Here is a 24,217-nt window from a genome sequence, read left to right as displayed (position 1 = left end):
ATCGTCCCCGGGCCAACCGGCCACGACATCGCTCAACGGTCCACTCTCTCACCCGTGCCGGACGGGTCGGCGCTTTCCGGTGCGGTGTCCGGTGACGGGTCACTCGGCTGCTCCGGGTCGTCTGCCCCGGACTCCGATGCGGAAGCCCGTTCGGGGCCCGCCTCGGAGTCTTCGGTGGTGTCAGTGTCCACGGTGCCTTCCGCGTCCTTGCTCCCGCCCCCTGCCTCGGGGCCGTTCTCCGCGTCCTCGGTCTGCCGGGCCGCCGCGCGCTTACGCTGCGTGTACATCCGGAAACCGGCGAGTACGAGAAGCAGGACGCCGCCGCCGATGACGAGCATCACCGTCGAGGTGATCTCGGTGACCTTCACCTCGAAGGAAACCGGGTCCCCGTACGGCTGCCCGTCCTCCGTGTAGAGCTGGGCGACCACCTGGACCGGGCCGTTGGCCTTGGTGGACGTCGTGAACTTGACCGACTGGCTGTGCTCGCCCGCGACCTGGATCTGCTGCTCGTCGTACGGGCCATTGCCGATCTTGAGGCGGGTGGGCTGCTGCGAGGTGAGGCGCAGCACCAGATGGCCGACGCCCTGCACGAGGTTGTTCTGGACGGTCACGGGGATCGTGGCGCTGCGCCCGGACAGCTTCGCGTCCGACTTCTGGATGAGGTGCACCAGGCCCATGAGCCCGTCGAGGTACGTCTCCACACCCTGCCGGAAATCTGCCGCCTCCGCGGGCCGGCCGCGCCAGGACGCCGACATCCCCCGGTCTATGGCCAGACCGAACGGGGTGACCACCCGGGACTCGTCGGTGAGGATCATCCGGAACTTGTCGAGCTTGGCCTGGGTCGCCTGGATCCTCTCGAACGCCGATCGCGGCAGTTCTCGGTGGCGCAGCGCCGACGGGTACGAGGACGTGGGCGGCACCGTCGTGGTGGCGCCGGGGTCCGGCTTGGCCTTGGCGGCCTCGGTCAGTCCCTGGGACTGCGACCAGTTCCCCTGCTGGAGCGCGCGCAGCCCCTCGGCCATGGACTGTGCCTGGCTCGCCGTGGGCATGCGCTGCGGGGCGACGACGATGCTGCGCTCGTTCTTCGACTCCTGCAGGTTGATCATCAGGCTCTGCGCGAGGAACTTCTGGACGGCGAGCGTCGAGTCGTTCGCCTTGAGCATGTCGCCCTGGAACACGGTCGACAGCCGCTCGTCCGCGACCACCGCCGTCGTTCCGCCGCCGATGGGGCGGGCGGCGCTGGGCGTGTAGGACAGACCGCTCGTCTCGCGCAGGCTGTCGCTGCGGGCGATCACCTTGTCCGCGCCGGCCGACGTCGCCACCTTGATGATCGAGGGGTCCACCGCGCCGTCCACGGGCCACGCGAACTCCGTGCTCGGTTTCACGTGCACGATCGTCTCCACCGTGCGGACTGCCACATCGGTTGCGTCCTTGAGGTGGCTCAGGGAACCGGTGACGTCCTTGCCTTGGTGGGCCAGCGACGCGAGGTCGGGGTCGGCGAAGGGGAGGGCGACGACGCTCTGGCCCTGGACCGTCTTCTCCAGCTTGTCGAGCCAGGCGTTGGCCACCGCCTGGTTATTTCCGGCGACGGTCGTGCCGTTCTCCTGCTGGACCCGGTAGCCGCCCCTCATCGCGTCGACGGAGGCCAGGAGGTCCGGGTCGAGCACCCAGGTGACATCGAGCTGGCTGCCCAGCGACAGGAGCTGGTCCAGGCGCCCGCCGGGGGCGATCTCCTGGGCCAGGTCGTCGTTCTCGAAGACGGGGGTCTGCTGGGCGTCCGAACCGGTCTCCGCCGTGAGGTGGACGGTGGAGACGAGCGGCCAGAGGTACGTCGTCCGCGTCTTCGTGTCGGCGGCCTCGGGCTGCCAGGGCAGGAACGTCCGCTCGATGCCGAGGACCTGGTCCCACGCCTGAGAGGTGGTCCGGCCCGTGAGCGACACGGCGAGCTGGTAGACACCGGCGGAGCCGAGGTCGAGGTCCTTGGCCGGCACCGAGATGCTGAAGCGCTGCGAGCCGCCCGCGTCGAGCCTGGTGACCTTCACGACGTACTTGCCCCCGACCTCCAGCGGGTCGAGGCCCGGCTGGAAGCCGGTGCGCCGGGCGACGGTGTCGATGGCGGTGCGGGTGTTCAGGGGGGACGGACCCACGCGGATGCCCACGTGGGCGTCCGTGACCGCCTGCTTGCCCGTGTTGGTGACCGAGCCCGAGACCGTGATCGTGTCGCCGCCGGTGGGGGCGCTGGGGCTCAGCGAGTCGAGGTTCACGTCCACCGGGCCGGACGACCCCGCGGCGGTGGCCGCGGAAGCCTTCTCGGCGGCCTGGGAGGGCGTGCTCAAGGGCAGCTGGAGCAGCCCGGCCAGCAGCGGCGCCCCGGCGAGCAGTGCACCGCTGCGCCGGAGCCACCGGCGGGCAGGTGAGGGACTGGTCCCTTGGAAGTCTGCCGCCTCGGCCACGCGCTCGCCCGTCCCTCGTCGTCGTCAGTGGTCGTCGGAATGTGCGTCCACGCATGGTAACGAGGTGCGCTGAGAGTAAGTGCCACGGAGTGGTCCGCAAGATCGGGCATGAGCGCCGACTGTCCTGTATGTGCGCGTATTCTGCCCCGCGAAAAGATGTCGGGCGGGTGTGGGATTTATCCAGGCGCTCCCCGCCGCCCCGGCCACGTACCCTTTTCTGTTGTGCCGAACGCCAACGAAGACAATTCCAGTGCCCTGAGCCAGGTGCAGCGCCGCGCGGTGAGCGAACTGCTGCGGGTGTCCCCTGTCGCCGATGAGCTCGCCCGCCGTTTCCAGGAGGCCGGGTTCTCCCTCGCCCTGGTCGGCGGCTCGGTCCGGGACGCGCTCCTCGGCCGGCTCGGCAACGACCTGGACTTCACGACGGACGCCCGGCCCGAGGACGTATTGAAGATCGTCCGGCCCTGGGCGGACGCGCTCTGGGAGGTCGGGATCGCCTTCGGCACGGTCGGGGCGCAGAAGGACGCCCGCGTGGGCGACGTGGAGCAGTCGTTCCAGATCGAGATCACGACGTACCGCTCCGAGGCGTACGACCGTACCTCGCGCAAGCCGGAGGTCTCCTACGGCGACTCCATCGAGGAAGACCTCGTGCGTCGCGACTTCACGGTGAACGCGATGGCCGTCGCGCTGCCGGAGAAGGAGTTCATCGACCCGTACGGCGGCCTGGACGACCTCGCCGCCCGTGTTCTGCGTACCCCGGGCACCCCGGAGGCGTCCTTCTCCGACGACCCGCTGCGGATGATGCGCGCCGCACGGTTCGCCGCGCAGCTCGACTTCGAGGTGGCACCCGAGGTGGTTGCCGCCATGACGGACATGGCCGGGCGTATCGAGATCGTCTCCGCGGAGCGGGTGAGGGACGAACTGAACAAGCTGATCAAGTCCGCCCATCCGCGCAAGGGCCTGACGCTGCTCGTGGAGACAGGGCTCGCCGAGCACGTGCTTCCCGAGCTCCCCGCGCTGCGGCTGGAGCGTGACGAGCACCACCGGCACAAGGACGTCTACGAACACACGCTGATCGTTCTGGAGCAGGCGATGGCGCTGGAGGAGGACGGGCCCGATCTGACGCTCAGGCTCGCCGCGCTGCTCCACGACATCGGCAAGCCGCGGACGCGCCGTTTCGAGCAGGACGGACGGGTCTCCTTCCACCATCACGAGATGGTGGGCGCCAAGATGACCAAGAAGCGGATGACGGCGCTCAAATACTCGAATGATCTCGTCAAGGACGTCTCACGTCTGGTCGAACTGCATCTGCGCTTCCACGGGTACGGCACCGGTGAGTGGACGGACTCCGCCGTCCGCCGCTATGTGCGTGACGCGGGGCCGCTCCTCGACCGTCTCCACAAGCTGACCCGTTCCGACTGCACCACGCGCAACAAGCGCAAGGCGACCGCACTCTCCCGCGCCTACGACGGACTGGAGGAGCGCATCGCCCAGCTCAAGGAGCAGGAAGAACTCGACGCGATCCGGCCCGACCTCGACGGCAACGAAATCATGGAGATCCTGGGCATCGGCCCCGGCCCCGCGATCGGCCAGGCCTACAAGTTCCTGCTGGAGCTGCGGCTGGAGAACGGACCGATGGAACATGACGCCGCGGTGACGGCACTCAAGGAGTGGTGGACCGAGCAGGGCTGAGGGCTGAGACCTGGGAAGGGCCGTCATGTTTCACGTGAAACATGACGGCCCTTCCCAGGAAGCCGAACGGTCAGCGGGTCATTGTGCTGTCCTGCTGGTCTACACGTTGCGCAGGGAGCTGTTGGTGAGCTTGTCGTTAACGTTGACCCTCGTCCACTGCTCCTTATCGAATTGGTAGTTGCTTCCCCTGGCCAGCCCGCTGCTGCAGTGGCCGCCACGCGGGCGCCATCCCAGCTGCTCAGCACCTTCTTCGGCGTGCTTTTGGAGGTGCTGATGACACCTGTGATGTTCCTCTTGGCGGCATCGGCTAGGCAAAGGGCGGGCCGCGGCGACAGAAACCCCGCTGATGGTGCTGTCGCGCCCCATGGTGACGTCGCCATTGTGCAGCGATGTCGTGCTGCTGGTATTCCGGGAATGCATAGCCCCCGCTATGGACGGCGTACGGCCCCGATCCGGTGCCTGTTCGAGGTCGAACGGGCACCGGACCTAATTCACCTAAAAGCGTTTGATGAACGCCAGATCTGGGATTTTTTATGCCATCGGAACGAGAATTATCGATAGCTCACGGTGTAGGTGACAAGGTAGTCTTCCCCGCGGCAGCTAGCCTTAGAAGCCTTCACTTGAGGGGCCCCCCAAGCACCCTGCGCGACATAAGTTCTTCCACTCGCCTCGCGGCAGGTTATGTGGACTTGAAACTCTCCGTCACCCGATGAGCATGTCATACGCACGTACATCGGATAGGTGGCGCGATGCAGTTCTTTGAAACAGCTACCCACTGCTGCTTGCGCAGGTACAGAAAATGTAGCCATTCCTGCACATATTCCGGCAGTGGCCATCAAGGTAGCCATTACCTTCTTCATTATTCCCCCTGCGAATGGTCGAAGAACAGCGATCACTGTACCATTCGCATCATGCTCATGATCAATAAATTTGCGGATCGTTAACATGTTGTCTTGATTTTGCTGTTGAGGTCGCCGCTCTAGCCTCGATCTTTCGTGATGGTCCGTCGACGTAGTCAGTAGACCACTTCACTTTCGTAGCTGATGGTGGGCGGACGGAAGGCCCGAGTGCCGTCCCGGGCGGACGCTAGGTTCCACTGCTCCGGTCTGGACCGGTTTCCTCGTAGAGACTGGAAGGTTGCTGCTCCGCCGGGGTTCGGTAAGAGCGCAAGATGTTCGAGAGCGGTGGTGACCTAACCTGCCCAGGCTAGTGGCGGGCGAGGCGGAGGATGCGTCGCCAACCGGTGGTGACGAGTTACCTGGCTGCAGAAGAACAGGCGGAACCGTAGATGGCGGGCGCCCGGAAGCGGGCCTGGCCGACCAGGGCGAGCATGGGCATCCCATGCCAGCAGGTCGAGAGCGACCTGGACAACTTTGAGTCAGACCTTGTTCTGCGCGGTGTCATGCAGGGGCAGGCTGCGCAAGCCGGTCGCGCGGACGGACCGGATCCGGTCTTCGGCCCGGGCTTGCAGCCGGTGACGGAGCTTGAGCTGGTTGATCGGACAGCTGGCGCTGTTGGCGCGAAGCACGTGACCCGCATGCCGTCCGTGTTCATGATCCTCAGCTGGGCACCGGGATGCGGCCGTTCCTTGCGAAGGATCAGTTGCATGCCTTTCGGCCAGCCCTCCACGACGTCGCCGGTGAGTTGAGTGTCCCATGATCCGTCGCGGACTCCGCTGCCGCTCTTAAAGGCCGGGGTCCAAGCTGATGCCGGGATCTTCGAAACGTGTTGATGGATGACCCCAATTCACCATGCCAGCGGGGTAGGACGGCCAGCGCCCGCGCCGAGCGAGCCAGGTCACGAACTTGTGGACGCCGTCTGTGGAGTCGCATCGGATGAGGGTCTGCCGCCCGCGCCGGCACTTCTTGCATGTCGGGGCGACATTCTGCTTGTTGGAGTGAGGGACGACCAGGACTCCGTCTAGGTCCACGGTCGCTTGCCCACCGGTGTCCGGTGCTCGTTTGCCGACCAACGTCCAGGAGCGTTGATGCACTTCAGGTTATGCGGAGCGGATCGTGGTCAATGCTTCATCACCTGTGGGGGCGAGGGAGTTGACTAGACGGGAGACCGTGGGATCGGAGGCGGCCAGCTCAAACACGGCCAACTCGGCGCACAGCATCGCGATGCTGGCGAGGCAGTTCCCCTCCGGGCGCGACCACCGACGCAAGATCGCACGAGTGTCTTGCCCGGGCCGTGGACGCCCCTCGATTTCCGCTAGGGAGCGAGTGTTGTGGAAATGGCCTGGTCGAGGCTGGCCATACGGGCCGCTTCGTCCAGCAGTACCGAACCGGCCTGTGGGACCACGGCCCGGCCGTCATCCCGGACAAAGACATGGGGACAGGGCCCGGATGGGCTCCTTCACCTGGAAAGCGCCTCGGACAGCGGCGGGAACAAGGATCTCAGCAATCTTCATTCTCACTAGTCAGAGGCGTTTTCTGCTGGCCTGACCACTTGCCGGACAGCCCGCTTCATGAAAGCGCAGGGCTGATGCGGCGCCGATTCGGTGTTCGGCGGTGTTTCACGTGAAACACCGCCCCTTCGCGTAGCTGCCTTACTTCGAGTAGTCCTTCAGGCAGAGCAGGAAGTCACTGCCGTCACCGCTTTCGGTGTACGAGTACTGGAAGTCCTTGGCCTCCGCCGAGCACTTGCTGTCTGCGGTGGCTGAGGTGAACGAGCCTTCGATCTTGGCCAGCACGATGTACTGCGCCTGCGACGAGCTGCACTCGACGACCTCGAGGTCGGGGTTGGTGCTGCTGCTGTTGCCGCGGTGCATGCAGTCACCGACCGCCGCCGTGTTGGCGTCGTCGCGGCTGGCTATGTAGCCACCGATGACCGCGACGGCCACCACGACGACGGTCACGACGTTCTTGACCAGCTTGAAGGTGATCTTGCGCTTTGGCTGCGCGGGCGGGACCGGGGCGTAACCGGCGGTCGGCTGCTGCGGGTATCCCTGCGGGGGCTGACCCTGTGCGAACGGGTTGCCGCCCTGGGGAGGCTGCCCCTGCGCGTAGGGGTTCTGGCCCTGGGGCGGCGGCGGAGTTGTCACTGGAGGTCCCCCTGGAACGTAAGTGCGTGACGCGAAAGTAAGACGCACGTAAGTTATCGGGCTCCTGTGACAATGCAGTAGTCAGAAGTGGCTCTGTAGCCCTGATGTGACACTTACTGAAGCTCAAAGCGGGCCATAGCGGCCGCAATTGACGCGTAGACCGCCGCCACGGTGAGGACGAGGGAAACGGACCGCCCGTCAGGAGGCAGCATCAGGGCGGCCACCGCAGCCGCTCCGACGAAGGCGACGTTGAACAGGACGTCGTAGAGGGAGAAGATCCGGCCGCGGAAACCGTCGTCCACGGCGGACTGCACGATGGTGTCCGTGGCGATCTTCGCGCCCTGTGTGGTCACGCCCAGCATGAAAGCGGCGCACAGCGTGGGTGCGGGGGCGAACGGGAGGCAGAGCGCGGGGACCAGGACCGCGGCGGCGCCGGCGCAGACGGCGATCCAACGGCCCGGGCCCAGTCGTCCGGCCGCCCCGGGTGTCACCACGGCCGCGACGAAGAAGCCGGCTCCGGAGACCCCCACGGCCAGTCCCAGGAGCGCGAGCCCGCCGTTCGCCCCGGACGCCCACGCGTACCGGCAGAGCATCAGCACCATGACCGTCAGGGCGCCGTAGCAGAAGCGCATCAGGGTCATCGCCATCAGAGCCCAGGCCGCCTCCCGCCGTGGAGGCTCCGCGAGATGGCGTACACCTCCGGCGAGACCTCGTGCGGTGCCGGCGAACACCGTGCCCAGGTACGGGCGGACCAGCTCCTGGTCGGGCCCGAGGACCTCCGGGGCGATACGCAGCGAGGCGAGGGCCGCGCTCAGATACAGCGCGGCTCCCACGAGGACCACCGCGGCGTCGGAGTCCGCGACGGCCAGCCGTACGGCGAACGCGAGAGCCGCGCCCGCGGTGGCCGCGAGGGTTCCGGCGGTCGGAGAGAGCGAGTTGGCCAGCACCAGCCGGTCCGTGTCGACGACGCGGGGCAGCGCGGCCGACAGCCCGGCCAGGACGAAGCGGTTGACGGCGGTGACACAGAGCGCGGAGGTGTAGAAGAGCCAGTCGGGTGCCTGGCCCAGGATCAGGACGGCGGTCACGCACGCCAGCACCGCGCGCAGCAGATTGCCGTACAGAAAGACCTGCCGTCGCCGCCATCGGTCCAGCAGGACGCCCGCGAAGGGGCCGATGAGGGAGTACGGGAGGAGCAGCACCGCCATCGCGGAGGCGATGGCGGCCGCCGAGGTCTGCTTCTCCGGTGAGAAGACCACGTAGGTGGCCAGCGCGATCTGATAGACGCCGTCGGCGCCCTGGGACAGCAGCCGTACCCCGAGCAGGCGTCTGAATCCCTGGAAGCGCAGGAGAACGCGCAGGTCACGGATGACGGCCATGGGGCACAGCCTCACATACGAGGAGGGTCCCCGGGCAGTAAGCCCGGGGACCCTCGACAGCGAGCACGAAAGTGCGCTTTAGCGCTCGACCTCGCCCTTGATGAACTTCTCGACGTTGGCGAAGGCCTCGTCGTCGAAGTACTGGACCGGCGGGGACTTCATGAAGTAGCTCGACGCGGAGAGGATCGGGCCGCCGATGCCGCGGTCCTTGGCGATCTTCGCGGCGCGCAGGGCGTCGATGATGACACCGGCCGAGTTCGGGGAGTCCCAGACCTCGAGCTTGTACTCCAGGTTCAGCGGGACGTCGCCGAAGGCACGGCCCTCGAGGCGGACGTAGGCCCACTTGCGGTCGTCGAGCCAGGCCACGTAGTCCGAGGGACCGATGTGGACGTTCTTCTCGCCCAGATCGCGGTCGGGGATCTGCGAGGTGACGGCCTGCGTCTTCGAGATCTTCTTGGACTCGAGGCGGTCGCGCTCGAGCATGTTCTTGAAGTCCATGTTGCCGCCGACGTTGAGCTGCATGGTGCGCTCGAGACGGACACCGCGGTCCTCGAACAGCTTCGCCATCACGCGGTGCGTGATGGTCGCGCCGACCTGCGACTTGATGTCGTCGCCGACGATCGGGACGCCGGCCTCGGTGAACTTGTCCGCCCACTCCTTGGTGCCGGCGATGAAGACCGGGAGGGCGTTGACGAAGGCGACCTTGGCGTCGATGGCGCACTGGGCGTAGAACTTCGCCGCGTCCTCGGAACCGACGGGCAGGTAGCAGACGAGGACGTCGACCTGCTGGTCCTTCAGGACCTGCACGACGTCGACCGGCGCCTCGGCGGACTCCTCGATGGTCTGGCGGTAGTACTTGCCGAGACCGTCCAGGGTGTGACCGCGCTGGACCGTGACGCCCTTGTTCGGGACGTCGCAGATCTTGATGGTGTTGTTCTCGCTGGCACCGATGGCGTCGGAGAGGTCGAGGCCGACCTTCTTCGCGTCGACGTCGAACGCGGCGACGAACTCGACGTCACCGACGTGGTAGTCGCCGAACTGGACGTGCATCAGGCCGGGCACCTTGGTCGCCGGGTCGGCGTCCTTGTAGTACTCGACGCCCTGAACCAGCGAGGCGGCGCAGTTGCCCACGCCGACGATGGCTACGCGAACCGAACCCATTCCGGTTGCTCCCTGTGTATATCGGTGAAACCCCGAACGGGGCCTCACGTGGCGGTGTCGTCGGACGGATCCGGCCGGGGGCTGTCCCGGTGCCGGGGCAGGCCGCCCGTCTCTCCAGATGTGTTGTCCTGCTGAGCGGAGCCTTCGAGGCCGGGACGCTTGACGTCCCGGCCGGCCCGCTCGCTCTCGATGAGCTCGTTCAGCCAGCGCACTTCGCGCTCCACGGACTCCATTCCGTGGCGCTGGAGCTCAAGCGTGTAGTCGTCGAGGCGCTCCCGGGTGCGCGCCAGCGAGGCGCGCATCTTCTCGAGGCGCTCCTCCAGACGGCTGCGGCGACCTTCCAGTACGCGCATGCGTACATCGCGTGACGTCTGCCCGAAGAAGGCGAAGCGAGCCGCGAAGTGCTCGTCCTCGTACGCGTCGGGACCCGTCTGCGCGAGAAGCTCCTCGAAGTGATCCTTACCTTCCGCCGTCAACCGGTAGACGATCTTGGCGCGACGTCCCGCGAGCGTTGCCGTCAGGGCGTCTTCGGGTGTGGATCCTTCTTCCTCGATCAACCAGCCGTTGGCGACCAGCGTCTTGAGGCAGGGGTAGAGCGTTCCGTAACTGAAGGCACGGAACACACCCAGTGACGTATTGAGTCGTTTGCGCAGCTCATAACCGTGCATCGGGGACTCGCGGAGCAGGCCGAGTACGGCGAACTCGAGGATCCCGGCACGCCGGCTCATCGTCGCCCCCTCTCCTGTCGCTGCCTCGTCGGCGTGGTCTTTATGCCGTGCTGATGTATCGACTCGATACATCAGCACGATAGGACGACCTTACGTATGCGGCAAGGGGGAGCAGAGTGAACGACGTCACATCACCGATTCATACGAAGCGAGTTGCCTGATTTGAGGTGAACTTCGTGCTAGATGAGTTTTGGCGGTGCGTACTCTGTGCGGGATGGAGACCACCGGGAACCGAGTGACGTCTGAGAGCGTCAACGTCTTTGGTGCAGTACGGGTGAATGCACGATCGACCGCATCCGTACTTCGGGGGGACCGGAAACCAGCCGCCGTTTCCAGGCGCGCAAGGGTGCGCCTGCCCGAGGAGTAGTCGTTCGATGAGCGAGCACCGTCGCAAACCGCCGCAGCCGCAGGGCGGCGGACGTGCCGCGGCCCGGCGCGGCCAGCCACAGCCCGGCCCGTCCGCAGGCCGCCGCGAGGCACCGCGAGACGCCACCGGGTCTCCTTCCGAGCCGTATGGCACGGGAGGTGAAGAGAGCCCGTTCGGCAGCCGTGCCGAGGCGCGTCGTGCCACGCAGCGCGGGAACGCCGGAGGCCGGCGCAGAGCCGCCGACGGTGCGGGCCACGGCGGCTCCGGAGGAGGGGGCGGCCGGCGCGGTGGTCCCCAGGGCCCGGGGGGTCCCGGGCGTGGCCGGGGGCGCGCTCCCGAGCCCGCCAAGAAACGAATCATCGACTACCCGCGCGCGGGCCGGTACGGCGCCAAGCGCTGGGTGCCGTCCTGGAAGCTCGTGACGGGCCTGTTCATCGGCTTCACCGGCAGCCTGGTCGTGGCCGCCGGTGTCGGCTACGCCCTCGTGGGCATTCCGGACATCGGAAAGACCGCCAAGGCGCAGAACAACGTCTACTACTGGGCCGACGGCAGCGAGATGGTCGCCACGGGCGGCGAGGCCAACCGCCAGATCATCGGCTACGCCGCGATCCCCAAGGAGATGCGGTGGGCGGTGATGTCGGCCGAGAACAAGACGTTCGAGACCGACAGCGGCGTCGACCCGATGGGTATCGCCCGCGCCTTCGTGAACATGGCCAAGGGTGGCCAGACGCAGGGTGGCTCCACCATCACCCAGCAGTACGTGAAGAACGCGATGCTCGAGGACCAGTCGCAGACGGTCTCCCGCAAGCTCAGGGAGCTCTTCGTCTCGATCAAGGTCGGGGCCAAGGTGCCCAAGGAAGACATCATGGCCGGTTACCTGAACTCCGCGTACTACGGGCGTAACGCCTATGGGATCCAGGCCGCCGCGCACGCGTACTTCGACAAGGACGCCACGAAGCTGAACCCCAGCGAGTGCGCCTTCCTGGCGGCGGTGCTCAAGGGCGCCACGTACTACGACCCGGCGGGCGCCGTGTCGATCGACTCGTCCGCCACGCCCGAGGCCAACCGCAAGCGCGCCGAGGAACGCTGGCGGTGGATCCTCACCGAAGAGGTCAAGGACGGCCGTCTGGACGCGGCCACACGGGCCAAGTACACCAAGTTCCCCGAGATCAAGTCTCCGCGGACGAACGCCGCGCTGGGCGGACAGGTCGGTTATCTGGTCGACCTGGTCAACTCGTACCTGGTCAACAACAGCGACAAGACCGGGATCACCGAGACCAAGCTCCGGCAGGGCGGCCTCCAGATCCACACGACCTTCGACAAGAAGAAGGTCGACGCGCTCGAGGCCGCGGTGAAGAAGGTGCAGAAGGCCAACATCAAGCCCAAGCTGCGGCCGAAGACCGACAAGTACGTCCAGTTCGGCGGGGCGTCGGTCAACCCGGACAGCGGTGCGATCGAGGCCATCTACGGCGGCGTGGACGCGACCAAGCACTTCACCGACAACGCCGACCAGACCGGTGCCCAGGTGGGTTCGACGTTCAAGCCCTTCGTGCTGGCGGCCGCCATGTCCTGGGGCGTCAGGGATCCCGACGGGGACCCGACCCAGGCGCAGGACGAGCGCACCGTCGTCTCGCCGAAGAGCCTGTACAGCGGCAAGAACAAGCTCAAGATCAAGGACTACGACGGAACCGACTGGACGGACGACAAGGGACAGGAGTGGCTGCAGACGAACGACGGCGGGCAGTCCCTCAACCCGCCGACCTACCAGATCGACCTGCGTGAGGCCATGCGCGAGTCCGTCAACTCGGCTTATGTCCAGCTGGGCATGGACGTGGGTCTGGACAAGGTGAAGGACTCCGTCCTGCGTGCGGGTATCAAGGAGTCCAGCCTCGCCAGCTCCAGGTTCCCCTCGTTCTCCCTGGGCACCTCCTCCCCGAGCGCGATCCGCATGGCCGGGGCGTACGCCACCTTCGCGGCCAGCGGCAAGCAGCGGGACCCGTACTCGGTCGAGAAGGTGACCGACAAGGACGGCACCGTCTTCCAGCACGACAAGATCGCGAAGACGGTGGAGGCCTTCACGTCGAAGGTCGCCGACAACGTCACCGACGTGCTGAAGACCGTGGTCGAGAAGGGCACCGGCACCAACGCCCAGCTGCCGGGCCGTGAGGTGGCCGGCAAGACCGGTACGACCGACGGCAACAAGTCGGCCTGGTTCGTCGGGTACACCCCGCAGCTGTCCACGGCGATCGGCATGTACCGCCTGGACGACGACGAGACCAAGAAGAACCGCGAGTTCCTGGAGATGTACGGCACGGGTGGTGAGGAGACCATCCACGGTGCCTCGTTCCCGTCCCAGATCTGGCGGGACTACATGAGGGTGGCGCTCAAGGGACAGCCGGCGAAGGCCTTCCCGACGCCCGAGGACATCGGGCAGATCATCAACGAGGCCCCGAGCCCGACGCCGACGCCCTCGGCCACCGAGAGCGCGACCGAGAGCCCGAGCCCGACCCCGAGCGCGACCCTGACGTCCCCCTCGCCGACGCCGACCGAGACCTGCAGGAAGTTCGACTTCAGGTGCAACAACGGCAACGACAACGGCGGAACCGACATCGGTGGTACGGACGGCGGTGTGACCACGTCGCCGACGGCGACGGCCACCACGCCGACAGCGCCGGCCAGCACCGGTAGCACCAGAGGAAACGGCAACGGCGGCGGGGGTCTCCTCGGAGGCTCCGGCTGACGGTCGCCGACCCGGCCTTCGCGCGTGCGCACCTTCGGGGCGCACGCGCGAAGCCGTTTCCGGGGTCGTCCCCGCTTCCCTTCTCGGACACGTACGGCAGGATGTGCGGCATGCCCAGTGCAGAGACGACGCGAGCGAGCGTTCACGAGCCGGAGCCGGTGCGGCCGACCAGGGATGACGAGATCGCCACCGCCGGCAGTGAGCTGATCGGCGGCCCCATCGGGCGGCGCGCCCTGCTCGGGACGTCCTGGTGGACGCCCGTACGGGTCGTCGCGCTGGTGATGATCGGCATGTTCGCCCTCGGCATGGTCCAGAAGCTGCCCTGCTACGACGGCGGCTGGTTCTTCGGCGCCAGCTCGCAGTACACGCACGCGTGCTACTCGGACATCCCGCACCTCTATCAGGGGCGGGGTTTCGCCGACGGCCTCGTGCCGTACTTCGACAAGCTCCCCGGCGACATGGACTACCTCGAGTACCCGGTGCTGACCGGTGTGTTCATGGAGGTCGCGGCCTGGCTCACCCCGGGCGGCGGGAGCATCCAGCACCAGGAGCAGGTCTACTGGATGGTCAACGCGGGGATGCTGATGGCGTGCGCGGCCGTCATCGCCGTGTGCACCGCGCGCACCCACCGCCGTCGCCCCTGGGACGGCCTCCTGGTCGCCCTGGCGCCCGCCTTCGCGCTCACGGCCACGATCAACTGGGACCTCCTCGCCGTGGCCCTGCTGGCCGCCGCGATGCTCATGTGGTCCCGCGGACGGGTGCTCGCCTTCGGCGTCCTGATCGGGCTCGCCACGGCCGCCAAGTTCTACCCGTTCCTGGTCCTCGGACCGCTCTTCCTGCTGTGCTGGCGCGCCGGCAAGTGGCGTGAGTTCGGCACGGCGCTGCTCGGTGCCGTCGGTGCCTGGCTGGCCGTGAACCTTCCCGTCATGTACCTCGCGCCCGAGGGGTGGTCGAAGTTCTACAGCTTCAGCCACGACCGCGGCGTCGACTTCGGTTCGGTCTTCCTGTTCGTCTCGCAGTGGATGAAGATCGCGATCACACCGGACACGGCCAACGCGTGGGCGCTGGTGATGATGGTGATCATCTGCGCGGGTCTGGCCGCCGTCGCGCTCGCCGCCCCCCGCCGCCCCCGCCTCGCCCAACTCGCCTTCCTGATCGTCGCGGCCTTCATCCTCACGAACAAGGTCTACTCGCCGCAGTACGTGCTCTGGCTGGTCCCCCTCGCGGTGCTGGCCCGGCCGCGCTGGCGGGACTTCCTCGTCTGGCAGGCGTGCGAGGTGGCGTACTTCCTCGGCATCTGGATGTACCTCGCGTACACGACCAGCGGAGACGCCCACAAGGGCCTGCCGACCGACGGGTACCAGGTCGCCATCGCCGTCCACCTGTTGGGGACGCTGTACCTGTGCGGGACGGTCGTACGGGACATCTTCGTGCCGGAGCACGACGTGGTGCGCCGTGAGGGCGACGACGACCCGTCGGGCGGGATCCTCGACGGCGCGGAGGACGTCTTCGTCCTCGGCCCGGCCGGGCACCCGCGGCGGCACGCGGCGCACTTCGACGGGGTTCCCGGGGCCGATTGGCGTGAGGACCCGGCACCAGGAGACCGTTCGCTCTGAGCGAACGGGGCGCGGAAGGGGCACGCGAAAGGCCGTACACGGTGTCCGTGTACGGCCTTTTCGCTGTGCCGGAGTGCGCCGGATCCTCGGTCAGCGCTCGACGACGCGGTCGAACTGCGTGGTGGTGTGCCGCAGATGGGCCACCAGTTCGTCGCCGACCTTCGGCTCCGTGGCGTCGTGGGGCACGAAGAGGATCGAGACCTGCATGTGCGGGGGCTCGGCGAACCAGCGCTGCTTGCCCGCCCAGACGAACGGAGAAAGGTTCCGGTTGACCGTCGCGAGGCCGGCGCGCGCGACGCCCTTGGCGCGCGGCATGACGCCGTGCAGGGCCTTGGGGGCCTCCAGGCCCACCCCGTGCGACGTACCGCCCGCCACGACCACGAGCCAGCCGTCGGAGGCCGCCTTCTGCTGCCGGTAGCCGAAGCGGTCGCCCTTGGAGACGCGCGTGACGTCCAGGACGGCCCCGCGGTACTCCGTGGCCTCGTGGTCCCCCAGCCACAGCCGCGTCCCGATGCGGGCGCGGAAGTGGGTCTGCGGGAACTGCCGCTGGAGCCGTGCGAGTTCCTCGGCCTTGAGGTGGCTGACGAACATCGTGTGCAGGGGCAGCCGGGCCGCACGGAGGCGGTCCATCCAGCCGATGACCTCCTCGACGGCGTCCGAGCCGTCCGTGCGGTCCAGCGGCAGGTGGATCGCGAAACCCTCCAGCCGGACGTTCTCGATGGCGGAGTGCAGGTGCGGCAGTTCCTGCTCGCTCACGCCGTGCCGCTTCATCGAGGACATCACCTCGATGACGACACGGGCGCCCACGAGGCCGTACACGCCGTCGACGGACGACACGGAGCGGATGACGCGGTCGGGCAGCGGCACCGGCTCCTCGCCGCGCCTGAACGGTGTCAGGACCAGCAGGTCGCCGCCGAACCAGTCCTTGATACGGGCGGCCTCGTACGTGGTGCCGACGGCGAGGATGTCCGAGCCCAGACGGGTGGCCTCGTCCGCGAGCCGTTCGTGGCCGAAGCCGTAACCGTTGCCCTTGCAGACGGGGACGAGCCCCGGAAACTGCTCGGACACCTGCTTGTGGTGTGCCCGCCAGCGCGCGGTGTCGACGTAGAGCGTGAGCGCCATGGCCGGTCCCGGAACCTTTCTCGTGGCTGCGGTGTATCAGGGGTATGAAAAGGAATTGTCGCCGATTCGCCGGGCCGATGGGGCTGTCCCGGGCCGGTTCGGCGGCCCGGGCTGCGATTCGGGGCGTTCCGGCGGCCCGGGACGCGGTTCCGGACGGCTCAGCGGCGGGACATGTACATGTCGAGAGCCTTGTGGAGCAGCTTGTTGAGCGGGAAGTCCCACTCGCCGAGGTACTCGGCGGCCTCTCCGCCCGTGCCCACCTTGAACTGGATCAGACCGAAGAGGTGATCGGTCTCGTCCAGCGAGTCGGAGATGCCGCGCAGGTCGTAGACCGTGGCGCCCAGGGCGTACGCGTCGCGCAGCATGCGCCACTGCATCGCGTTCGAGGGCCGGACCTCGCGCCCGATGTTGTCCGAGGCGCCGTAGGAGTACCAGACGTGTCCGCCGACGACGAGCATCGTCGCCGCCGAAAGGTTCACTCCGTTGTGGCGGGCGAAGTAGAGCCGCATGCGGTTGGGGTCCTCGGTGTTGAGGGCCGTCCACATGCGCTGGAAGTACGAGAGCGGGCGCGGCCGGAAGTGGTCGCGGATCGCGGTGATCTCGTAGAGCCGCTGCCACTCCTCCAGGTCCTGGTAACCGCCCTGGACGACCTCGACGCCGGCCTTCTCGGCCTTCTTGATGTTGCGGCGCCACAGCTGGTTGAAGTTCCTGTGGACCTCTTCGAGGGAACGGTTGGCCAGCGGCACCTGGAAGACGTAGCGGGGCTGGACGTCGCCGAAGCCGGCCCCGCCGTCCTCGCCCTGCTGCCAGCCCATGCGGCGCAGCTTGTCGGCGACCTCGAAGGCGCGCGGCTCGATGAAGTCGGCCTCGATGTCGCGCAGACGCTTCACGTCCGGGTTCTGGATGCCGCCCTTGATGGACGTGGCCTCCCAGCGCCGGATGATCACCGGCGGGCCCATCTTCACGGAGAAGGCGCCCTGGTGCTTGAGGTGCGCGAGCATCGGCTGCAGCCAGTCGTCGAGGTTCGGCGCGAACCAGTTGATGACCGGGCCCTCGGGCAGGTAGGCGAGATAACGCTTGATCTTGGGCAGCTGGCGGTACAGCACCAGGCCCGCGCCGACCATCTGGCCGGTCTTCTCGTCGAACCATCCGAGGCTCTCGGAACGCCACTCGGCCTTCACGTCCGCCCACGCGGGGACCTGCATGTGGCTGGCCGCGGGCAGGCTCTGGATGTATGCCAGATGCTGCTCTCGGCTGATGGTCCTCAGGGTCAGGCTCATTAGGGGCGCTCCTCGGGCTGGTGTGTCCCCATGGGTACAAGGGCTCCGGCTCTCGCGCCGAAGCCTACTGCGCCCCGCGAGCGCCCCGAATGGCCGTATGGGACCTGGATCCCCGGGACGCGGTGCGAGGCGTCCCGAGGCCAGGGGAAAACGGACGTTCGACTCAGATCACACCGCCGAAGAGGCCGCCGTGGGCCAGGCCGAGGTAGAAACCGACGCCCGAGAGGCCGAGTCCGACGATCAGCCCGAAGCGCTCCCGGGTCGTCTCGGAGATGAACTGGCCGTAGGCGCCGGTGAGGATCCCGACCAGTCCGGCCCACGAGCTCAGCAGATGGAGGCTGTGGAACATCGACGTGACGAAGGCCAGGACTCCGCACACCAGGGTCACCGCGAGCAGGGTGTCCTGGAGCGGATGCGGCTTGCCGTCCGTGGCGAAGAGTGAGCCGGTGGTACTGGGACGCATTACCTGTGCCATGAGGCACCTCCTGCGGAAGGCGGCGCATCGTAGCGCCATACACACCCGATGTGTACAGATTGACGGCCAACCCGGTCGGATTTCAACCGGAAGCAGGTGTGCAGGTAGTCTGTACCGTCTGCACCGGTGTCTGCCCAGGCTCAAGGCCAGGTCACGACAGGGATCACCGCTCGGTTCACCGATCGGCGGCCCGATTGTCAGTGGCGGCCGATACCGTTGCGTACGCATCACAACCCTCCTGCCACGGAACGACCGTGGCCGCTGAGTCCAAAGGAGGTGGGTTCCACATGCGTCACTACGAAGTGATGGTCATCCTCGACCCCGATCTGGAGGAGCGCGCCGTCGCCCCCCTGATCGAGAACTTCCTCTCCGTCGTCCGTGAGGGCGCCGGAAAGGTCGAGAAGGTCGACACCTGGGGCCGTCGTCGTCTCTCGTACGAGATCAAGAAGAAGCCCGAGGGCATCTACTCGGTCATCGACCTGCAGGCCGAGCCTGCGGTCGTCAAGGAGCTCGACCGCCAGATGAACCTGAACGAGTCGGTCCTCCGGACCAAGGTCCTCCGCCCCGAGACCCACTGAGCTCTCCAGCTCAGCTGATCTCGGGCATCGAGTAGTACCAGCAGCCAGCAGCAAACCCGCCGAGAGGTTCCCCCATGGCAGGCGAGACCGTCATCACGGTCGTCGGCAATCTTGTCGACGACCCCGAGCTGCGCTTCACCCCTTCCGGTGCGGCGGTCGCGAAGTTCCGTGTCGCGTCCACTCCCCGCACCTTCGACCGTCAGACCAATGAGTGGAAGGACGGCGAGAGCCTGTTCCTGACCTGCTCGGTCTGGCGTCAGGCGGCGGAGAACGTCGCCGAGTCGCTCCAGCGCGGCATGCGCGTCATCGTGCAGGGCCGGTTGAAGCAGCGGTCCTACGAGGACAACCAGGGCGTCAAGCGCACGGTCTACGAACTGGACGTAGAGGAAGTCGGCGCCAGCCTGAAGAACGCCACGGCCAAGGTCACCAAGACCACGGGCCGGGGCGGCCAGGGCGGTTACGGCGGCGGCGGTGGCGGCGGCCAGCAGGGCGGCGGCTGGGGCGGTGGCCCCGGCGGCGGTCAGCAGGGCGGCGGCGCTCCGGCCGACGACCCCTGGGCGACCGGTGCTCCCGCCGGTGGCAACCAGGGCGGCGGCGGTGGCGGTGGCTGGGGCGGAAGCTCCGGCGGCTCCGGCGGCGGCTACTCGGACGAGCCCCCCTTCTAGGCCTCAGGGCCGAGGGTGGGCCGTACTCCCACTTCTTGATCACACAGGAGATACACCATGGCGAAGCCGCCTGTGCGCAAGCCGAAGAAGAAGGTCTGCGCGTTCTGCAAGGACAAGGTCACGTACGTGGACTACAAGGACACGAACATGCTGCGGAAGTTCATTTCCGACCGCGGCAAGATCCGTGCCCGCCGCGTGACCGGCAACTGCACGCAGCACCAGCGTGACGTCGCCACGGCTGTGAAGAACAGCCGTGAGATGGCGCTGCTGCCCTACACGTCCACCGCGCGATAAAGGAAGGGTGACCGACACATGAAGATCATCCTTACCCACGAGGTCTCCGGCCTCGGTGCCGCCGGCGACGTCGTCGACGTCAAGGACGGTTACGCCCGCAACTACCTGATCCCGCGGAACTTCGCGATCCGCTGGACCAAGGGCGGCGAGAAGGACGTCGAGCAGATCCGTCGTGCTCGCAAGATCCACGAGATCGCGACCATCGAGCAGGCCAACGAGATCAAGGCCCGCCTCGAGGGCGTCAAGGTCCGCCTGGCCGTTCGCTCCGGCGACGCCGGTCGTCTCTTCGGCTCCGTCACCCCGGCCGACGTCGCTTCGGCGATCAAGGCTTCCGGTGGCCCCGAGGTCGACAAGCGCCGCATCGAGCTGGGCTCGCCCATCAAGACCCTGGGCTCCCACGAGACGTCCGTGCGTCTGCACCCCGAGGTTGCCGCCAAGGTCAGCATCGAGGTTGTCGCTGCCTGAGTGCAGCACTCGGCATAGCTGAGAGGAAGGGCCGCACCCCTCGGGGCGCGGCCCTTCCGCTTTCCCTCAAGCGCGCCTGCGTGGGCTTTTCCGATGCCGGAGACCGCCGTTTCACGTGAAACTGCCGTCGGCTTTTTCCCGGGAAACACCCGGCGTACGTCATCGGACCGCTCCCTGGGGCGATGCCCGTCCGATGTACGTCAGCGGGTCGCGCCCGTGACGATCCAGCGGCCCGATCGGGAGCGCAGCCACAGGGTCAGCATCCGCATCGTCATCATCAGCGTCATCGCTCCCCAGAGGGCGGCCAGCCCTCCGCCGAGAACGGGAACGAGCAGGGCGGCGGGGGTGAACACCGCCAGGGTGAGCAGCATGGCCCAGGCCAGGTACGGTCCGTCGCCCGCGCCCATCAGTACGCCGTCCAGCACGAAGACGATCCCGCAGACCGGCTGGGAGACAGCCACCATCACCAGTGCGGGCAGCGCCGCGTCCCGCACGCCGGGGTCGCCGCTGAACAGCGGAAGGAACAGGGGGCGAGCCGCGATGACCAGCAGGCCGAGGACGAGCCCGGTGACGAGCCCCCACCTCACCATGCGGCGGCACGCCTCATGGGCACCACGGGCGTCGTCCGCACCGAGGTAGCGCCCGATGATGGCCTGTCCCGCGATGGCGATGGCGTCGAGGGCGAAGGCGAGCAGACTCCACAACGACAGGACGATCTGGTGTGCCGCCATGTCGGCGTCCCCGAGACGGGCGGCGACCGCCGTGGCGATCAGGAGGATCGCGCGGAGCGACAGTGTCCGGACGAGCAGGGGGGTGCCGGCCTGGGCGCAGGCTCGTATACCGGCGGTGTCAGGTCGCAGGGAGGCACCGTGCTGCCGTGCTCCGCGGATGACGACGCGGAGATAGACGGCGGCCATGCCGCACTGAGCGATGACCGTTCCCCAGGCGGATCCGGCGATGCCCAGACCGGTGCCGTAGACGAGGGCGGCGTTGAGAACCGCATTGGCGACGAAGCCTCCGACGGCGACGTACAGCGGGGTCTTCGTGTCCTGGAGTCCGCGCAGTATTCCGGTGGCGGCCAGCACGACGAGCATGGCGGGGATGCCGAACACCGAGATCCGCAGATAGGTCGTCGCGTACGGGGCGGCGGAGTCGGAGGCTCCGAACAACTCCATGAGGGAGGGGGCGGCGGGCAGGGCGACGGCGATCACGGCCACGCCGATGAGCAGGGCGAGCCAGATGCCGTCCATGCCCTGGCGGATCGCGGCTCGCAGATCGCCGGCGCCGACCCTGCGGGCGACCGCGGCCGTGGTGGCATAGGCGAGAAAGACGAAGACTCCGACGGCCGTCATGAGGAGGGCCGAGGCGACGCCGAGTCCGGCCAGCTGCGCGGTGCCGAGATGGCCGACGATGGCACTGTCGGCCAGCACGAAGAGAGGCTCGGCCACGAGTGCGCCGAACGCCGGGACGGCCAGCGCGACGATCTCTCGGTCGTGCCGGCGCCGGGCGGCCTTGGGTATCGCGGGAGCCTGTGTCATGGGCATCAATCTAATCTTCCACAGGTAAGAGATGCAAAGGCATATGGACCCTTACTCTGCGTCGTGCCGGGTGTGTCGTGGCGCACGGTGAGGGACGATCTTGATCCGGCTGGGGAAGTTTTTCTTCTGCACAGCCGGTGGACGGGAAAACTCCAGGTCAGAGCCCATGGTCCGGAAGAGCTGAGGGCTTGTTCACAGGGCTGTCCACCGGGTCGTGCACAGGTTTCGCGGAGTTCTCCACAGCATCGGGGCCGTCGTCCACATGGCCTGTGGATAACCAGATTGGCTGGGGCCTCTCGCGGGCCTAACGTGGTGCGTCGCCTGTTCTCTCCTCCGTCCTCGGAAACCACGCAAAACCGTCGCGCGAGATCCGGAACCGGGCAGCTCACTTGTCAGTGCCATGCCGTAGGAATTGAAGGCATTGCTAGGTCCGCTCCGCGGACGGGAGGAGGTGGCTCGGTGACTGTTTCCGAGCCCTTGGACGACCCCTGGGCGGACAGCGGCCCCAGTGATCGTCTGCCCTCCCGTCGGCGTGGGAACGGTGGCCGAGGCCGCGACGAGCAGCACGACCGGGACAACGGTTCATGGGAGAGCGGCGGTTCGTCCTTCGAACGGGTACCACCCCAGGACCTCGACGCCGAGCAGTCCGTCCTCGGCGGCATGCTCCTGTCGAAGGACGCCATCGCCGATGTCGTCGAAGTGCTCAAGGGCCACGACTTCTACCGGCCGGCGCACGAGACCATCTACGGAGCGATCCTCGATCTGTACGCGAAGGGCGAGCCGGCCGACCCCATCACGGTCGCGGCCGAGCTCACCAGGCGCGGCGAGATCACCAAGGTCGGCGGCGCACCTTATCTGCACACGCTGGTCCAGACGGTCCCGACCGCGGCGAACGCCGAGTACTACGCGGAGATCGTGCACGAGCGCGCGGTCCTGCGCCGCCTGGTCGAGGCCGGCACGCGCATCACGCAGATGGGGTACGCGGCCGACGGTGACGTCGATGAGATCGTCAACAGCGCCCAGGCCGAGATCTACGCGGTCACCGAGCAGCGCACCACCGAGGACTATCTGCCGCTCGGCGACATCATGGAGGGTGCGCTCGACGAGATCGAGGCGATCGGATCGCGTTCGGGGGAGATGACCGGCGTACCGACCGGCTTCACCGACCTCGACTCCCTCACCAACGGTCTGCATCCCGGTCAGATGATCATCATCGCGGCCCGTCCCGCCATGGGTAAGTCGACGCTGGCCCTGGACTTCGCCCGGGCCTGTTCGATCAAGCACAACATGCCCAGCGTGATCTTCTCGCTCGAAATGGGCCGCAACGAGATCGCGATGCGCCTGCTGTCCGCCGAGGCGCGCGTGGCACTGCACCACATGCGGTCCGGCACCATGACGGACGAGGACTGGACCCGGCTCGCCCGCCGTATGCCGGACGTCTCGGCCGCCCCCCTCTACATCGACGACTCCCCGAACCTGTCGATGATGGAGATCCGTGCCAAGTGCCGCCGCCTCAAGCAGCGCGCCGACCTCAAGCTCGTGGTCATCGACTACCTCCAGCTGATGCAGTCCGGCGGCAAGCGTTCCGAGAGCCGCCAGCAGGAGGTCTCCGACATGTCGCGAAACCTGAAGCTGCTGGCCAAGGAGCTGGAACTGCCGGTGATCGCGCTGTCGCAGCTCAACCGTGGCCCCGAGCAGCGGACGGACAAGAAGCCCATGGTCTCCGACCTGCGTGAGTCCGGGTCGATCGAGCAGGACGCGGACATGGTCATCCTGCTCCACCGCGAGGACGCCTACGAGAAGGAGTCGCCCCGCGCCGGCGAGGCCGACATCATCGTCGGCAAGCACCGTAACGGTCCGACGGCGACGATCACGGTGGCTTTCCAGGGCCACTACTCGCGCTTCGTGGACATGGCGCAGACCTGATCCGACGGTCCGCGGGGCCGCGCTGCTGATGTCGTCGTCTCACGGGCCGTGTCGTACCGATGCCGTGTACGACATCACCGTGAGACCGAAGCGTGTCGAGTGCTGCCGCTCAGCGCCTCGTCTCGTACCTGGTCAGGACCACGCCGCCGGGAAGTGTCCGCGTCTCCACCATGTTCAGGTTCATCCAGCTGTCCAGCGCGGTGAAGAACGGCGTGCCGCCGCCCACCAGGACCGGATGGACGGCGATCACGTACTCGTCGATCAGCCCGGCGCGCATGGCCGCCCCGGCGAGCGTTGCGCCGCCGATGTTCATCGGGCCGCCGTCCTCGGCCTTGAGCCGGGTGATCTCGGCGATCGCGTCGCCGGTGACCAGGCGGGTGTTCCAGTCGACCTTGTCGATCGTCGAGGAGAACACCACCTTCGGCGTGTCCCGCCAGTTCCGCGCGAACTCGATCTCCGCCGGGGTGGCGTCGGGCTTCTGGTCGCCGGTCGGCCAGTAGGAACTCATCGTCTCCCACAGCTTGCGCCCGTACAGCGTCAGGCCACTCGCCTGCTCGTGGCCGAGCCACCACTGGGACAGCTCGTGGCTCGGCGGTCCGCTCCAGCCGATGTCGTCGCCGGCCGCGGCGATGTAGCCGTCCAGGGTCAGGTTCATGGCGTAGATCAGTTTCCGCATGGCCCAGCCTTCCGTCCGTGGG

General features: G+C 67.4%; 18 protein-coding genes and 1 pseudogene. 8 read left to right on the top strand and 11 right to left on the bottom strand.

Annotated elements, in window-relative coordinates; all coding sequences use genetic code 11:
• Positions 1–32: 32 nt before the first annotated feature.
• Positions 33–2,453 (bottom strand): DUF6049 family protein, encoded by a 2,421-nt coding sequence (locus ACICHK_RS20220; RefSeq protein ID WP_406838006.1) that lies wholly within the window; start codon positions 2,451–2,453, stop codon positions 33–35.
• Positions 2,454–2,675: 222 nt separating this feature from the next.
• Here ACICHK_RS20220 and ACICHK_RS20215 point away from each other — a divergent pair, with 222 nt between their 5' ends.
• Positions 2,676–4,142, top strand: coding sequence for a CCA tRNA nucleotidyltransferase (locus ACICHK_RS20215; protein ID WP_406838005.1), 1,467 nt, complete (start codon positions 2,676–2,678; stop codon positions 4,140–4,142).
• A 1,192-nt stretch (positions 4,143–5,334) separates the two neighbouring features.
• On the opposite strand, the pseudogene ACICHK_RS20210 reads toward ACICHK_RS20215, so the two are convergent.
• The 5 genes and pseudogenes from ACICHK_RS20210 to ACICHK_RS20190 form a co-directional block, all read right to left on the bottom strand.
• Positions 5,335–6,446 (bottom strand): annotated as a pseudogene (locus ACICHK_RS20210) (transposase).
• Positions 6,447–6,693: 247 nt separating this feature from the next.
• Positions 6,694–7,188 carry a hypothetical protein gene (locus tag ACICHK_RS20205; protein ID WP_406838004.1) on the bottom strand — a complete coding sequence of 165 codons (495 nt, stop codon included), beginning with the start codon at positions 7,186–7,188 and terminating at the stop codon, positions 6,694–6,696.
• Positions 7,189–7,301: 113 nt separating this feature from the next.
• The gene (locus ACICHK_RS20200) at positions 7,302–8,564 is read right to left on the bottom strand and encodes an MFS transporter (protein ID WP_406838003.1); all 1,263 of its coding nucleotides are present in this window, start codon (positions 8,562–8,564) and stop codon (positions 7,302–7,304) included.
• 78 nt (positions 8,565–8,642) lie between these two features.
• Entirely contained in the window at positions 8,643–9,725 is a 1,083-nt protein-coding gene (locus tag ACICHK_RS20195) for an inositol-3-phosphate synthase (RefSeq protein ID WP_406838002.1), read from the bottom strand.
• A 44-nt stretch (positions 9,726–9,769) separates the two neighbouring features.
• The gene (locus tag ACICHK_RS20190) at positions 9,770–10,453 is read right to left on the bottom strand and encodes a PadR family transcriptional regulator (protein ID WP_151471029.1); all 684 of its coding nucleotides are present in this window, start codon (positions 10,451–10,453) and stop codon (positions 9,770–9,772) included.
• Positions 10,454–10,827: 374 nt separating this feature from the next.
• Here ACICHK_RS20190 and ACICHK_RS20185 point away from each other — a divergent pair, with 374 nt between their 5' ends.
• Both ACICHK_RS20185 and ACICHK_RS20180 read left to right on the top strand, forming a co-directional pair.
• Positions 10,828–13,560 carry a transglycosylase domain-containing protein gene (locus ACICHK_RS20185; protein WP_406838001.1) on the top strand — a complete coding sequence of 911 codons (2,733 nt, stop codon included), beginning with the start codon at positions 10,828–10,830 and terminating at the stop codon, positions 13,558–13,560.
• 110 nt (positions 13,561–13,670) lie between these two features.
• A complete protein-coding gene (locus ACICHK_RS20180) occupies positions 13,671–15,176 on the top strand; it encodes a glycosyltransferase family 87 protein (RefSeq protein ID WP_406838000.1) in 1,506 nt (501 codons plus the stop codon).
• Between the two features lie 90 nt (positions 15,177–15,266).
• Here the strand turns inward: ACICHK_RS20180 and ACICHK_RS20175 are convergent, their stop codons facing one another.
• The 3 genes from ACICHK_RS20175 to ACICHK_RS20165 form a co-directional block, all read right to left on the bottom strand.
• Entirely contained in the window at positions 15,267–16,298 is a 1,032-nt protein-coding gene (locus ACICHK_RS20175) for an alanine racemase (protein ID WP_103553414.1), read from the bottom strand.
• A 158-nt stretch (positions 16,299–16,456) separates the two neighbouring features.
• A complete protein-coding gene (locus tag ACICHK_RS20170; RefSeq protein WP_151471026.1) occupies positions 16,457–17,578 on the bottom strand; it encodes a peptidoglycan bridge formation glycyltransferase FemA/FemB family protein in 1,122 nt (373 codons plus the stop codon).
• 163 nt (positions 17,579–17,741) lie between these two features.
• The gene (locus tag ACICHK_RS20165; RefSeq protein ID WP_151471025.1) at positions 17,742–18,053 is read right to left on the bottom strand and encodes a hypothetical protein; all 312 of its coding nucleotides are present in this window, start codon (positions 18,051–18,053) and stop codon (positions 17,742–17,744) included.
• Positions 18,054–18,340: 287 nt separating this feature from the next.
• Here ACICHK_RS20165 and rpsF point away from each other — a divergent pair, with 287 nt between their 5' ends.
• From rpsF to rplI, 4 genes are all read left to right on the top strand, one after another.
• Positions 18,341–18,631, top strand: coding sequence for a 30S ribosomal protein S6 (gene rpsF / locus ACICHK_RS20160; RefSeq protein ID WP_037615007.1), 291 nt, complete (start codon positions 18,341–18,343; stop codon positions 18,629–18,631).
• 74 nt (positions 18,632–18,705) lie between these two features.
• Positions 18,706–19,296: a single-stranded DNA-binding protein gene (locus ACICHK_RS20155; protein ID WP_151471024.1), complete on the top strand. Its 591-nt coding sequence runs from the start codon at positions 18,706–18,708 to the stop codon at positions 19,294–19,296.
• 57 nt (positions 19,297–19,353) lie between these two features.
• Complete coding sequence (rpsR, locus tag ACICHK_RS20150) at positions 19,354–19,590, top strand: 30S ribosomal protein S18 (protein ID WP_003949403.1); 237 nt, start codon at positions 19,354–19,356, stop codon at positions 19,588–19,590.
• An 18-nt stretch (positions 19,591–19,608) separates the two neighbouring features.
• Positions 19,609–20,055 (top strand): 50S ribosomal protein L9, encoded by a 447-nt coding sequence (rplI, locus tag ACICHK_RS20145; protein WP_151471023.1) that lies wholly within the window; start codon positions 19,609–19,611, stop codon positions 20,053–20,055.
• A gap of 200 nt (positions 20,056–20,255) precedes the next feature.
• On the opposite strand, the gene ACICHK_RS20140 is transcribed toward rplI, so the two are convergent.
• Entirely contained in the window at positions 20,256–21,593 is a 1,338-nt protein-coding gene (locus tag ACICHK_RS20140; protein WP_406837999.1) for an MATE family efflux transporter, read from the bottom strand.
• A gap of 459 nt (positions 21,594–22,052) precedes the next feature.
• Here ACICHK_RS20140 and dnaB point away from each other — a divergent pair, with 459 nt between their 5' ends.
• Positions 22,053–23,519, top strand: coding sequence for a replicative DNA helicase (gene dnaB, locus ACICHK_RS20135; RefSeq protein ID WP_103553419.1), 1,467 nt, complete (start codon positions 22,053–22,055; stop codon positions 23,517–23,519).
• Positions 23,520–23,628: 109 nt separating this feature from the next.
• Here dnaB and ACICHK_RS20130 read toward each other — a convergent pair whose 3' ends face one another.
• Positions 23,629–24,195: a dihydrofolate reductase family protein gene (locus ACICHK_RS20130; protein WP_406837998.1), complete on the bottom strand. Its 567-nt coding sequence runs from the start codon at positions 24,193–24,195 to the stop codon at positions 23,629–23,631.
• Positions 24,196–24,217 lie beyond the last annotated feature (22 nt).

The organism is Streptomyces sp. AHU1 (assembly GCF_045343905.1).
Taxonomy (GTDB): Bacteria; Actinomycetota; Actinomycetes; order Streptomycetales; family Streptomycetaceae; genus Streptomyces; species Streptomyces triticiradicis.
This window is presented reverse-complemented; position numbering and strand designations above follow the sequence as displayed.

Excerpts from the sequence above, each read along its gene's own strand:
- ACICHK_RS20200 (WP_406838003.1), bottom strand. The coding sequence starts at position 8,564 with ATGGCCGTCATCCGTGACCTGCGCGTTCTCCTGCGCTTCCAGGGATTC.
- ACICHK_RS20195 (WP_406838002.1), bottom strand. The coding sequence starts at position 9,725 with ATGGGTTCGGTTCGCGTAGCCATCGTCGGCGTGGGCAACTGCGCCGCC.
- ACICHK_RS20190 (WP_151471029.1), bottom strand. The coding sequence starts at position 10,453 with ATGAGCCGGCGTGCCGGGATCCTCGAGTTCGCCGTACTCGGCCTGCTC.
- ACICHK_RS20185 (WP_406838001.1), top strand. The coding sequence starts at position 10,828 with ATGAGCGAGCACCGTCGCAAACCGCCGCAGCCGCAGGGCGGCGGACGT.
- ACICHK_RS20180 (WP_406838000.1), top strand. The coding sequence starts at position 13,671 with ATGCCCAGTGCAGAGACGACGCGAGCGAGCGTTCACGAGCCGGAGCCG.
- ACICHK_RS20175 (WP_103553414.1), bottom strand. The coding sequence starts at position 16,298 with ATGGCGCTCACGCTCTACGTCGACACCGCGCGCTGGCGGGCACACCAC.
- ACICHK_RS20170 (WP_151471026.1), bottom strand. The coding sequence starts at position 17,578 with ATGAGCCTGACCCTGAGGACCATCAGCCGAGAGCAGCATCTGGCATAC.
- ACICHK_RS20165 (WP_151471025.1), bottom strand. The coding sequence starts at position 18,053 with ATGGCACAGGTAATGCGTCCCAGTACCACCGGCTCACTCTTCGCCACG.
- rpsF (WP_037615007.1), top strand. The coding sequence starts at position 18,341 with ATGCGTCACTACGAAGTGATGGTCATCCTCGACCCCGATCTGGAGGAG.
- ACICHK_RS20155 (WP_151471024.1), top strand. The coding sequence starts at position 18,706 with ATGGCAGGCGAGACCGTCATCACGGTCGTCGGCAATCTTGTCGACGAC.
- rpsR (WP_003949403.1), top strand. The coding sequence starts at position 19,354 with ATGGCGAAGCCGCCTGTGCGCAAGCCGAAGAAGAAGGTCTGCGCGTTC.
- rplI (WP_151471023.1), top strand. The coding sequence starts at position 19,609 with ATGAAGATCATCCTTACCCACGAGGTCTCCGGCCTCGGTGCCGCCGGC.
- ACICHK_RS20140 (WP_406837999.1), bottom strand. The coding sequence starts at position 21,593 with ATGACACAGGCTCCCGCGATACCCAAGGCCGCCCGGCGCCGGCACGAC.
- ACICHK_RS20130 (WP_406837998.1), bottom strand. The coding sequence starts at position 24,195 with ATGCGGAAACTGATCTACGCCATGAACCTGACCCTGGACGGCTACATC.